Source organism: Inquilinus sp. (assembly GCF_057815775.1).
The window spans coordinates 1-11,674 of record NZ_JBYRFX010000582.1; the positions used below are offsets into that span (position 1 = coordinate 1).

At 68.5% G+C, this 11,674-nt stretch carries 10 protein-coding genes; 4 read left to right on the plus strand and 6 right to left on the minus strand.

Features of this window, described 5'->3' with window-relative positions; translation table 11 throughout:
* Both AC3XYG_RS20325 and AC3XYG_RS20330 read right to left on the minus strand, forming a co-directional pair.
* The coding region (locus AC3XYG_RS20325; RefSeq protein ID WP_489141686.1) for an efflux RND transporter permease subunit at nt 1-1,040 on the minus strand (1,040 nt) is incomplete at its 3' end.
* A complete protein-coding gene (locus tag AC3XYG_RS20330) occupies nt 1,037-2,203 on the minus strand; it encodes an efflux RND transporter periplasmic adaptor subunit (protein ID WP_489141687.1) in 1,167 nt (388 codons plus the stop codon). The genes AC3XYG_RS20330 and AC3XYG_RS20325, both read right to left, overlap by 4 nt.
* A 444-nt stretch (nt 2,204-2,647) precedes the next feature.
* Between AC3XYG_RS20330 and AC3XYG_RS20335 the strand changes: the two genes are divergently transcribed.
* The gene (locus AC3XYG_RS20335) at nt 2,648-3,286 is read left to right on the plus strand and encodes a TetR family transcriptional regulator (RefSeq protein ID WP_489141688.1); all 639 of its coding nucleotides are present in this window, start codon (nt 2,648-2,650) and stop codon (nt 3,284-3,286) included.
* 40 nt (nt 3,287-3,326) lie between these two features.
* Here AC3XYG_RS20335 and AC3XYG_RS20340 read toward each other — a convergent pair whose 3' ends face one another.
* From AC3XYG_RS20340 to AC3XYG_RS20355, 4 genes are all read right to left on the minus strand, one after another.
* Nucleotides 3,327-4,442, minus strand: a complete 1,116-nt coding sequence (locus AC3XYG_RS20340; protein ID WP_489141689.1) for a glycosyltransferase — start codon at nt 4,440-4,442, stop codon at nt 3,327-3,329.
* 29 nt (nt 4,443-4,471) lie between these two features.
* Complete coding sequence (locus AC3XYG_RS20345; RefSeq protein ID WP_489141690.1) at nt 4,472-6,109, minus strand: glycosyltransferase family 39 protein; 1,638 nt, start codon at nt 6,107-6,109, stop codon at nt 4,472-4,474.
* A gap of 147 nt (nt 6,110-6,256) precedes the next feature.
* Nucleotides 6,257-7,120 (minus strand): 4-(cytidine 5'-diphospho)-2-C-methyl-D-erythritol kinase, encoded by an 864-nt coding sequence (locus AC3XYG_RS20350; RefSeq protein WP_489141691.1) that lies wholly within the window; start codon nt 7,118-7,120, stop codon nt 6,257-6,259.
* A gap of 1 nt (nt 7,121) precedes the next feature.
* The gene (locus tag AC3XYG_RS20355) at nt 7,122-8,825 is read right to left on the minus strand and encodes a tetratricopeptide repeat protein (protein ID WP_489141692.1); all 1,704 of its coding nucleotides are present in this window, start codon (nt 8,823-8,825) and stop codon (nt 7,122-7,124) included.
* Between the two features lie 190 nt (nt 8,826-9,015).
* Between AC3XYG_RS20355 and fabA the strand changes: the two genes are divergently transcribed.
* From fabA to fabI, 3 genes are read left to right on the plus strand one after another with little or no spacing between them, the layout of a single operon-like run.
* Nucleotides 9,016-9,531, plus strand: a complete 516-nt coding sequence (fabA, locus tag AC3XYG_RS20360; RefSeq protein WP_489141693.1) for a 3-hydroxyacyl-[acyl-carrier-protein] dehydratase FabA — start codon at nt 9,016-9,018, stop codon at nt 9,529-9,531.
* Between the two features lie 19 nt (nt 9,532-9,550).
* A complete protein-coding gene (gene fabB / locus AC3XYG_RS20365) occupies nt 9,551-10,768 on the plus strand; it encodes a beta-ketoacyl-ACP synthase I (RefSeq protein WP_489141694.1) in 1,218 nt (405 codons plus the stop codon).
* Nucleotides 10,765-11,598 carry an enoyl-ACP reductase FabI gene (gene fabI / locus AC3XYG_RS20370; protein ID WP_489141695.1) on the plus strand — a complete coding sequence of 278 codons (834 nt, stop codon included), beginning with the start codon at nt 10,765-10,767 and terminating at the stop codon, nt 11,596-11,598. Before fabB ends, fabI begins: the two co-directional genes overlap by 4 nt.
* Nucleotides 11,599-11,674 lie beyond the last annotated feature (76 nt).

Sequence of the window (11,674 nt, forward strand, 5' to 3'; positions counted from 1 at the left end):
ATGAAGGTCTTGATCACCTCGTCGATCGAGACCTGGACGAATTTGGTGGTGTCGTAAGGCACGGCATAGGTGATGCCGTCGGGGAAGCTCTGCTTCAGCTCCTCCATCCGGGCCTTCACGCCCTCCGCCGTCTCCAGCGCATTGGCGCCAGGCTGCAGGTAGATGCCGATCGCGGCGGCCGGCTTGCCGTTGTAATTGGCCTGGGAGTTGTAGGCCTGGGCGCCGAGTTCGACCCGCGCCACGTCCTTCAGCCGCAGCGTCGCCGCGTTGCTGTCGGAGCGCAGGATGATGTTCTCGAACGCCGCGGCGTCGGGCAGGCGGCCGTCGGTCGTCGCCGAATAGGTGTAGGCGCCCTCGGCATCCGGCTCCTCGCCGAAGCGGCCGGCGGCGAACTGGGCGTTCTGTTCCTGGATCGCAGCGGACACGTCGCTGGGCGTCAGGCTGTACTGCGCCAGCTTGTCCGGCCGCAGCCAGATCCGCATCGAATAGTCCTTGCCGGCGCCGAACAGCGAGGCGTCGCCGACGCCGGGCACGCGCTTGAGGTCATCGATGACGTTCAAGAGCGCGTAGTTGTTCAGGTAGATCGGGCTGTACTGCCCGGTCGGGTCCAGCAGGATCACGGCTTGCAGGATCGAGCTCGACTTCTTGTCGACCCGGACGCCGGTGCGCTGCACCTCCTGCGGCAGGGTCGGCAGCACGCGCTGCACCCGGTTGTTGACGTTGATCGTCGCCTGGTCGGGGTTGGTGCCGATCTTGAAGGTGACGGTCAGCGTCATCGTGCCGTCGCCGGTGTTCGTCGACCGCATGTACAGCATGTCGTCGACGCCGTTGATCTGCTGCTCCAGCGGGGCGGCGACGGTCTGGGCCACGGTTTCGGCGCTGGCGCCGGAATAGGAGGCCGACACCGAAACCTCGGGCGGCACGATGTTGGGGTATTGCGCGATCGGCAGCGCCCGCATCGACATCAGCCCGGCCAGGGTGATGACGATCGAGAGAACCGCGGCGAAGACCGGCCGGTCGATGAAGAAGCGCGAGATCACGGCGCGGCCTGCGCCACCTTGGCGACCGACGGCCGCACCGGGCTGCCGGGCCGGACCTTGATCACGCCTTCGGTGATGATGCGGTCGCCGGCGGCCAGCCCGCTTTCGACCAGCCAGCCATCCTTGACCTCACGCCCCAGCGTGACCGGCTTGACCTCGGCCTTGTCGCCCTCGCCCAGGGCATAGACGAACGGCCCCTGCGGACCCTGCATCACCGCGACCTGGGGGACCACGACTCCCTGCTTCAGGGTCAGGCCGCTGACCGTGACCCGGACGAACTGGTTCGGCATCAGCAGGCCCTGGCCGTTCGGCAGCACCGCCCGCGCCCGGATCGTGCCGGTCTGGTTGTCGACGATGCTGTCGGTGAAGTTGATGGCGCCGCCCTGGTCGTAGACCCGGCCGTCGCCCAGCTTCACCGTCACCGGGAAGCGGCGGTCCTGCGGGCCGTCGGCCTTGCCGTCGTCGAGCAGCCGGCGGATCTCGGCGAAATCGGCATCGCCGAAGGAGAAGCTGACATAGGCCGGGTCGAGCTGGGTAATCCGGGTCAGCAGGCCGTTGGCGCTGATCAGGCTGCCCTCCGGCACCGCCTCGATGCTGGTCATGCCGCCGAGCGGCGCCTTCACCGTGGTGTAGTCGAGATTGAGCTGTGCGGTCTTCAGCTGCGCCTGGGCAGCGGCCACCGCCGCCTCGTCGGTCCGCACCTGCGCCGCGGCGTCGTCCCGGTCCTTGGCCGAGCCGGCGCGGGTGGCGAACAGCTTGGAGGAGCGATCGGCGTTGACGCGATTGTTTTCCAGCTGGGCCTGCGCCTGCTGCAACTGGGCCTGGCTGCGCGCCACCTCGGCCTGGTAGGTCGCCGGATCGATCAGCAGCAGCTCCTGCCCTTCCGCCACCCGCGCGCCTTCGGTGTAGTCGCGCTTCAGCAGGATGCCGCCGACCCGGGCCCGCACCTCGATCTCGCGATAGGCGGAGACGCGGCCCGCATAGGTGTAGGTCAGGGGCACGGGCGCGGACACGATCTCCTGCACGGTCACCTCCGGCGGCGGCGGGGCCGCCGGCGTCTGGGCCTGGGCTTCACCGGTGTTTTCGTTGCAAGATACGAGCAGGGGGGCTGCTGCAACGACGGCGGCCAGCGCGACAGCGCGAAGAAGGGGGTTCTTGATCAAGGTGACCGCATCCTCGTTTGCAGATTTTTTGCGCTGCACAACACCGTCTGACCATGCGCGGCAACACGGGAATGCTTTACATACATTCCAGAATGTATGTATAAGGGACGCAGACTTCGTCCCTGATGCGCCCACCCGAGCCCCGCCGCACATGACGTCAATGCCCCGCAGGTTGCCCGCATTTTATTACAAACGCAATGCCAGATGGCTGCGGCGGGCGCGCGGAGTCCTATCCGGCGGCGCGCGAAATCCGTCCCGGGGACGGGCGGGACCACACCGGGTGATGGCCCGGATCGGCGATGGTCTTGGTCATGAGATCCCCTTCCGAACCGCCGGAGTTTTTGCAGTGCACAACGCTAGTAGACTGGGCGGTGCGGCGGCGGGGTCGATTTATATACATGCTTGGACGTATGTAAACAGAGAAATAAGAAACCAAGGAGGCGCATGATGGCTCGTCGCACCAAGGCCGAGGCGGAAGAGACCCGGCAGAAAATTCTCGACGCGGCGGAACGCCTGTTTTTCATCGATGGCGTGTCGCGCACGTCGCTGGAGCACATCGCCAACGAGGCCGGCGTCACCCGAGGCGCCATCTACTGGCACTTCAAGAACAAGGTCGAGCTGTTCGAGGCGCTGCACGAGCGGGTGAAGCTGCCGGCGGAGGACATGGTCGAGCGGGCGATGGCGGACGGCCACCCCGACCCGCTGACCATGATCGAGCAGGCCATGGTCGAATCCTTCGTGGTGCTGACCGAGGACGAGCAGCGCCAGCGCGTCTTCACCATCCTGACCTGTCGCTGCGAATATGTCGGCGAGATGCTGGCGGCGCTGGCCCGGCAGCGCGAGGCGCACGACCACATGCGCGCGACCATGAGCCGGGCCTTCACCCTGGCCCAGGAAACCGGCCGGCTGAGCCTGGCCTGGCCGCCGGATGTGGCGGCCAGCACGGTGACCTGCCTGATGGTCGGGCTGATGGTCGACTGGATCCGCTTCGGCCGCCGCTTCGACCTGGTCGAGACCGGCACCCGCAGCGTCGGCGAGTTGTTCCGGTCGTTCCAGCTCCAGCCCGAGCCGGCGCTGTGCTGAACCCGGCCTTTCGGTGAATTCGGGGCGCGGGCCGGCGCCCCTACTCCCCGGCGCCCTGCGGCCGGGTGCGGTGCTTCTTGCTCCAGGTGAAGGTCGAGGTCACGCCGAAGTTCCAGACCGAGGACAGGGCGGCGCCGAGGAAGCTGGCCAGCGCCCAGGGCAGGTGGCGTTCGAACAGGAACTCCGACACCTGCAGGCTGATCAGGAAGCCGATGGCGCAGGCGGCGTAGAATGACAGCAGCCCCCGGGCGAAGTCGCGGCCGCGCAGCTGCTTGTCGCGATAGGTGATGCGGTTGTTCAACACGAAATTGGTGGACATGGCCACCACCGTCGCCGCGGCCTGCGACCAGTAGAACTCCCAGCCGAAGACGTGCAGGAACAGCCCGACCAGCGACAGCTGCACCGCCACGCCCGACAGCCCGACCATGACGAACAGGATGAAGCGGGCCGGGACCGCGCCGCCGAGCAGCTTGTCGAAGATCAGCATCAGGAATTCCAGGCTTACGGCGAAGTCCAGCTTGCTTTCGCCGCTGTGCCGGCTGCGGAAGACGAAGGGCAGTTCGGCGAAGCGCAGCGGGCGCTTCGCCGAGGCGAAGATGTCCAGCAGGATCTTGAAGCCCTGCCCGTTCAGCCGGTCGGCCACCTCCTCGATCAGCGGCCGGCGCAGCATGAAGAAGCCGCTGAGCGGATCGGTCAGATCGGATGGCACCACCATCTTTGCAAGGCGGATGCCCAGACCGGAGATCCGCTCGCGCCGTTCCGAGAAGCTGCCGAGGTCGCTGCCGGGCAGGAACCGGCTGGCGACGATAATGTCCAGCTTGTCCGCCTTCAGCTGTGCCAGCATGCGCGGCAGCAGCGTCTCGTCATGCTGCAGATCGGCGTCCATGACGGCGAGAAACGGTGCTCCGGTCGCCATCATGCCTTCGATCGAGGCCGAGGACAGGCCGCGCCGGCCGATGCGCTTGAGGCAGCGGACATTGTCGCGGGTCTCGGCGATCCGGTACACCGCCTCGGCGGTGCCGTCGGTCGAATCATCGTCGACGAAGATCACTTCCCAGGCGATGCCGGCCAGCGCCCCGTCCAGCAGCTCGACCAGGCGCCCGACATTGCCGACCTCGTTCAGCGTCGGCACCACGATCGCGAGTTCGTACCGCATCACGTCAATCAGCCTTCGGCGTGGTCATGTCAGTTCGCCGCCTTTGGCGCGGCGGCGATTGCCGCCTTCGGCGGGAGCGGCATCGGATAGGGCGCCTTGAAGCCGCGCGCGGTGAAGACGCGCAGGGTCAGTTCGGGCCGGCCGCCGCGGTGGATGACGATATCCGGCTGCGGCTCGACCGAGGCGAAATAGGGCCGCCAGTTCTTGTCGAACTCCTTGAGGAACTCGTCCTGGCCGATGATGACGGCGTCGCGGCCGGCGAACTCCATCTGGTTCCAGCCGAAGGCGAGGTTGCGCGGGTCGTGGCACAGGCACAGCACCGGCAGCCGGTCGCCGAGCTGGACGTCGATCTTGCCGGCCTGGTGCCATTGGGTGCCGACGATGAACAGGCCGGGCTGGCGGTACCAGCCCCGCTCCTCCGCCGCCGGCCGCAGATCCGTCCAGTCCAGCCCTTCCAGCGTCGGGTCCCAGATCTGGTCGGCGTGCAGGCCCGGCACGATCCGCATCCAGCCGGTCGCCGCGTGGCTGCCGAGGATGACCAGGACCAGCACGGTGCCGATCGTCGACGCCTTCAGCCAGATCCGGGTGACCTTGGCCGGGCCGGCCTCGGCCCCGGCACCCAGCCGCCGGGCCACGGCGGCGCCGAGCAGCGGGAACAGCATGAGGTAGCCGGGGGCCTGCCAATGGAAATGCGCGCCGACCTTGGCCCAGGCGGCGACGGCGGTGAACAGCACGATCGGGATGATGCCCAGGCTGCACAGGAACCAGCTGCGCAGATCCTTCGGCCCGCGTCTCAGCCCGGCGATGAACACCCAGATCATCGGCAGCCAGATCCAGGGCAAGAGCCAGATCGCCTGGCCGCCGATGTTCTGCCCCAGCCAGTCCAGCCGCACCCGGCCGCTGCCGCTGCGACCGCTCTGGAACAGGAACGACACCCATTGGTTCTCGGCGTTCCAGATCACCACCGGGGCGAAGATCGCCAGCGCGATCAGCACGGCGATCCAGGGCGCCGGCCGGGCCAGCCAGGCACGGCGGCCCTTGGTGGTCAGCAGGAACACCAGGAGGCCGGCCATGATCAGCATGGCATGGTATTTCGACAGCAGCGCCAGGCCGAAGCAGATGCCGGTGGCCAGCCACCAGCCCCAGGCGGCACGGGGCGACAGGCTGTCCGGCTCCGGCACCACCACGCGGGCGGTGCAGTAGGTCGCGGCCAGCAGGAACAGGAACAGTGGCCCGTCCGGCTGCACCCAGCTGCCGACGCTGACGAAGAACAGGGCCGACAGGTTCAGCAGCAGCGCCGCCCACACCCCCGCCCAGGCCCCGAACAGGAAGGCGCCCAGCCGGTACATCACCCAGGTCGAGACCGCGAACATCAGGACATAGGGCAGCCGCAGCCACAGCTCGGCATCGCCCAGCCCGATCATCGCATGGGTCAGCCACAGGAACAGCGGCGGCTGGTCGAAATAGCTGAGGGCGAAGAACCGCGCCGTCGCGATGTAGTAGGATTCGCCGTTGCCGTAGCCGATCGCCCAGGACAGAGCGAGCCGCAGCAGCCCGCCCAGCAGGATCAGCCACAGCACGGCCCCGTCGGGGGTGTCGAACCGCAGTCCTCCGGCGGATTCTGCGGATCCGGGCCGGGGTTTCGCGGCGGTAGAGGCGTCGGTCATCCGAATTCCCAGCGGCCGGCCGGACCGGCCCACCGCAACCCTGTCGATCTATGGATCGGGCGATCTGTGGATCAGGCGATCCAGTCCGCGCGACCGCGCTTCATACCAGCCCGGACCCCGGCCGCCCAGCGCCAATGCGCCGCGCGGTCAGAGCAGGGCCGCCGCCGCAGCCCACCAGCCGCGGGCCGCCAGCACGGCTTCCGCCGCCTGCGCCGCGGCAGGCGATGCGAACAGGCCGAAGCAGGTGGCGCCGCTGCCCGACATGCGGGCCAGCCGGCAGCCGGGCTGCGCCGCCAGCACCGCCAGCACCTCGGCGACGACGGGCACGAGGGTGGTCGCGGCCTCCGCCAGGTCGTTCCGGCGGTCGGCCAGGAGATCGCAGAGACGGTCGAGGTCGGGTTCGGCCAGGGCAAAACGCGCCTCCGGCGAGAACGCCCCGCTTCGGGCACGGAACACGTCCGGGGTCGACAGCGGCGCGCCGGGATTGACCAGCAGGATCGGCACGCCGGCGAGGTCGGGGCCAGGGTCGAGCCGTTCGCCGATGCCGCCCAGCCAGGCGGTGCGGCCGTCCAGGCAAACCGGCACGTCGGCGCCGAGCCCGGCCGCGACCTGCCGCAGCCGGGGATCGTCCGGCGCCAGATCCCACAGGGCGGCGAGGCCGCGCAGCACCGCCGCCGCATCGGCCGACCCGCCGCCGATGCCGGCCGCGACCGGCAGTTGCTTGTCGAGGGTGACGGCGACGCCGTCAGGCCGGCCGGTCGCCGCCGCCAGCCGCCGCACCGCGCGCAGCGCCAGGTTGTCGTCGCCGGGCGGAATGGCCGCCGCGAACGGGCCGCTGACAGTCAGCCGCGGCGCGTCCGCCGGCGCCAGGGTCAGCCGGTCACCGACATCGGCGAAGACGACCAGGCTGTCGAGCAGGTGGTAGCCGTCGTCGCGCTTGCCGACGACATGGAGGTAGAGATTGACCTTGGCCGGCGCGATGCCGGCCCAGGCCTCGTCATCCGGCCGCATGTCAGTTCGAGGTGACGGGCGCCGCTGCGTCCGCCGGCAGGCCGCTGGCCAGCTTCGCCAGGATCTTGTCCTTCGGCGGGTCGCCTTCGGTGGTGCGCAGCGCCGCTTCCCACTGGAAGCGGGCTTCGACCTTGCGACCGGCCCGCCAATAGGCGTCGCCGAGATGGTCGTTGATGGTCGGATCCTCGGGCTTCAGCAGAATCGCCTTTTCCAGCGTCTCCACCGCCTTGTCGACCTGGTTGGTGCGGTAATAGACCCAGCCCAGGCTGTCGATGATGTAGCCATCATCCGGCGTCAGATCGACGGCCTTGCGGATCAGGTCTTCCGCTTCCTTCAGATCCTTGCCGCGGTCGAGCAGGGAATAGCCGAGGTAGTTCAGCAGGTTGGCGTTCTGCGGGTTGAGGCCGATGGCCCGCCGCAGATCCTGTTCCGCCCGGTCGAACCGGCCGCTGCGCTCCAGCGCGATGCCGCGGCGATAGAGGAAGGTCCAGTCGATCTCCTCCAGCCGCTTCTGCCGGCGCGCCGCATCGTCATAGGCGACCACGGCGGAGGCGAAATCCTCCTTCGCCCGGTAGAGGTCGCCGAGGCGCAGGTAGCCGGCAGGACTGTCCGGCCGTTCCGACACCAGGTCGGAGGCCAGGGCGATGCCCTTGTCGAAGTCGCGCAGCCCCTCATAGGCGAGGGTTTCGCGCAGCCGCGCCATCCAGCCGGCCGGGGTGCTGTCCGGCAGCGCCTCATAGGCGGTGATCGCGTTCTGGTACTGCTCCTGCCCAGCCAGCACGTCGCCCAGCAGGACCTGCGCCACCGGAAAGTCCGGCCGCAGATACAGCGCGAGGCGGGTGTAGATCAGCGCGGTGTCGCCGCCGTCGGATTGCGGGTCCTGGCTGACGGCGCTGGCGATGTAGAACAGCGCCTCGGCCAGGCCTTCGGCCGGGCTGCCGATGATCGGCTGTGCCCGGTCGCCCTTGTCCAGGCGCTGGATCGCCGGCTCGAGCAGCAGGTTCTCGCTGTTGTCCTCGGTGAAGGCGCGATAGAGGTCGCGCGCCTTGTCACGCTGGCCCTGGCGCTGATAGACGCTGGCCAGCCCTTCGACCAACCGTGCCGTCTTGCCCATGTCGCCCAGCGCCTCATAGGCCTTGGCGGCCCCGTCGAGATCGCCGAGATAGTCGAGCAGCAGCGCCTTCTGGATCGACCCCAGCGCATCCGGCCGCGCGCCCTTCAGCAGCGGGTCGAGGCTGGTCAGTGCCGCCTTGCCGTCGCCGGCACCGACCCGGAGCCAGGCGCTGAGGATCGGTGTGATCGACTTGGCGGTGCCCGCCGTCTCGACCGACTTCAGGCGATCCAGCGCAGCGCGCCACTGCCCGACCTTGACGTCGTGCAGGATCAGGGTGATCCGCACCAGCTGGTCGGTGGTGTCGGCCGTGTCCAGTCGCGCGGCCAGCTTGCTGGCCCCGTCGACGTCGCCACCGGCGAGGGTCAGGGTGAAGCTGCGCCGCAACAGGTTGAGATTGTCCGGATCGCTGTCCAGCACCTGGCCGAAGAACCGGCCGGCATTGGCGAGATCCCGCGCCACCAGCGCATGGGCACCGGAGAGATAGGCGCCCGAGACAGTGCGCGGGTCATTGGCGGCTTCCGCCACCAGGGGCCGGAGCGCAGCCACCGCCACGAGACAAGAGGCCAGAAGGGTCGTCCGCCAGACGGTCATGCGCGTCCAATTCCGCCAAAAGGGGCTGCGATCCCCCGAAGCTAGGGTGCCGGACGGCCGCAGGCAATCCTTGTTCGCCGCGACCATTGGGCCCATCTGTCCCGCCCGGGGGCGACTGGCACCTTGTGCCCCAATAAAAAAACGCTACAGTCGCGCCCGTCGGTGAGACAATAAAGGCACCCACGCGGCCGTGACCGGTAAATCGAGCTACACTTACGAAGACCTGCTGTCCTGCGCCCATGGCGAGCTGTTCGGGCCGGGCAATGCCCGGCTGCCGCTGCCGCCGATGCTGATGATGGACCGGATCACCACGATCAACGCCGAGGGCGGTGCCCATGGCCGCGGCGAGGTCGTCGCCGAGTTCGACATCCGGCCGGACCTCTGGTTCTTCGCCTGCCATTTCGAATCCGATCCGGTGATGCCGGGCTGCCTCGAGCTCGACGCGCTGTGGCAGCTGCTCGGCTTCTTCCTCGGCTGGACCGGGGCGCCGGGCCGTGGCCGGGCCTTGGCAACCGGCGAAATCAAGCTGACGGGCCAGGTGCTGCCGAGCGCCAAGGTCCTGACCTACCGGCTTGACCTGAAGCGCGTGATCAACCGGAAGCTGGTGCTGGGCATCGCCGACGGCAGCGTCGCCGTGGACGGCAAGACGATCATGGAAGCCAAGGATCTGCGGGCCGGCCTGTTCACGTCGACCGAAGCGTTCTGACGAACGGCGGAGAATGATCATGCGACGCGTAGTCGTCACCGGGCTCGGCGTCGTCTCGAGCATCGGCAACAATCAGGATGAAGTCACGGCCAGCCTGCGCGACGGGCGGTCGGGGCTGGTCGCTGCGCCCGAATACAAGGAGCTCGGCTTCCGCTGCCATGTCCACGGTACGGTCAAGCTCGACCCCGCCGACCACATCGACCGGCGCATCCTGCGCTTCATGGGCGCGGGTGCGGCCTACAACTACATCGCCATGGCCCAGGCCATCGCCGATGCCGGCCTGGACGAGAGCGACGTCTCGAACGAGCGCAGCGGCCTGATCATGGGTTCGGGCGGCCCGTCGACCTCGAATCAGGTCGATGCCGCCGACATCACCCGCGAGAAGGGGCCGAAGCGCATCGGCCCCTACATGGTGCCGCGCTGCATGTCGTCGACCAATTCGGCGACACTGGCGACGCCGTTCAAGATCAAGGGCGTCAACTACTCGATCTCCTCGGCCTGCTCGACCTCGGCGCATTGCATCGGCAACGGCGCCGAGCTGATCCAGTGGGGCAAGCAGGACATCGTCTTCGCCGGCGGCGGCGAGGAGCTGCACTGGACCCTGTCCGTGCTGTTCGATTCGATGGGCGCCTTCTCCTCGCGCTTCAACGACACGCCGCAACGCGCCAGCCGCGCCTATGACCGCGACCGCGACGGCTTCATCATCGCCGGCGGCGGCGGCACGGTGGTGCTGGAAGAGCTGGAGCACGCCAAGGCGCGCGGCGCCAAGATCTATGGCGAGCTGGTCGGCTACGGCGCCACCTCGGACGGCTACGACATGGTCGCGCCGTCGGGCGAAGGTGCCATCCGCTGCATGCGCCAGGCCCTGGCCACGGTCGAAGGGCCGGTCGACTACATCAACACCCACGGCACCTCGACCCCGGTCGGCGACGTCACCGAGCTGGGCGCGATCCGCGAGGTGTTCGGCGACAAGGCCCCGAAGATCAGCTCGACCAAGTCGCTGTCGGGCCATTCTCTCGGCGCCGCCGGGGTGCATGAGGCGATCTACAGCCTGCTGATGATGAAGCACGACTTCATCGCCGCCAGCGCCAATATCGAGAACCTCGACCCGGCCGCGGAAGGCTTCCCGATCGTGCGGGAACGGATCGACAATGCCGGGCTGACCACCGTCCTCTCCAACAGCTTCGGCTTCGGTGGGACCAACGCGACGCTCGCCTTCAAGCGGTACGCTGCATGACCACGACCTCGACCGAGACCCGGACCACGGGGCTGATGGCCGGCAAGCGCGGCCTGATCATGGGCGTGGCCAACAACCACTCGATCGCCTGGGGCATCGCCTCGTCACTGGCGCGCGAAGGGGCCGAGCTGGCCTTCACCTACCAGGGCGACGCCTTCCGCAAGCGGGTCGAACCGCTGATCCAGTCGATCGGCGCCAGCTTCCTGGCCCCGTGCGATGTCGAGGACGAAGCCTCGATCGCCGCCCTGTTCGACCGGCTGGGCGAGGAATGGGGGTCGATCGACTTCCTGGTCCACGCCATCGCCTATTCCGACAAGGAAGAGCTGAAGGGCCGTTACCTCGACACCACGGCCGACAACTTTTCGCGCACCATGCGCATCAGCTGCTACTCCTTCACCGCGCTGGCGAAGCGGGCGGCCGCGATCATGCCGAATGGCGGCAGCCTGCTGACGCTGACCTATCTCGGCGCCGAACGCGTGATGCCGAACTACAACGTCATGGGCGTGGCCAAGGCGGCGCTGGAGGCCAGCGTGCGCTACCTGGCCAGCGACCTGGGCCCGCAGGCGATCCGGGTCAACGCGATCTCGGCCGGGCCGATGCGCACCCTGGCCGGCAGCGCCATCGGCGATGCCCGCTACGTGTTCCGCTTCAACCAGCAGAACAGCCCGCTGCGCAAGAACGTCACCCTCGACGAGGTCGGCGGCGCCGCCCTGTACCTGCTGGGGCCGCTGTCGACAGGCGTCACCGGCGAGATCCACCATGTCGATGCCGGCTACCACGCCATCGGCATGCCGGCCGCGCCGCGCAACGCCGAGGCGGCCGAGATCTGAGCACGGCCGTGAGGCATCGGGTCGGGGCTCTCCTCATCGCGGGCGGCTTGGCCGCGAGTCTCGGCGGACCTGCCGC

Bases quoted from the DNA above. Each gene is read 5' to 3' on its own strand.
- AC3XYG_RS20335 (WP_489141688.1), top strand. From the start codon at position 2,648: ATGATGGCTCGTCGCACCAAGGCCGAGGCGGAAGAGACCCGGCAGAAA.
- AC3XYG_RS20340 (WP_489141689.1), bottom strand. From the start codon at position 4,442: ATGCGGTACGAACTCGCGATCGTGGTGCCGACGCTGAACGAGGTCGGC.
- AC3XYG_RS20345 (WP_489141690.1), bottom strand. From the start codon at position 6,109: ATGACCGACGCCTCTACCGCCGCGAAACCCCGGCCCGGATCCGCAGAA.
- AC3XYG_RS20350 (WP_489141691.1), bottom strand. From the start codon at position 7,120: ATGCGGCCGGATGACGAGGCCTGGGCCGGCATCGCGCCGGCCAAGGTC.
- AC3XYG_RS20355 (WP_489141692.1), bottom strand. From the start codon at position 8,825: ATGACCGTCTGGCGGACGACCCTTCTGGCCTCTTGTCTCGTGGCGGTG.
- fabB (WP_489141694.1), top strand. From the start codon at position 9,551: ATGCGACGCGTAGTCGTCACCGGGCTCGGCGTCGTCTCGAGCATCGGC.
- fabI (WP_489141695.1), top strand. From the start codon at position 10,765: ATGACCACGACCTCGACCGAGACCCGGACCACGGGGCTGATGGCCGGC.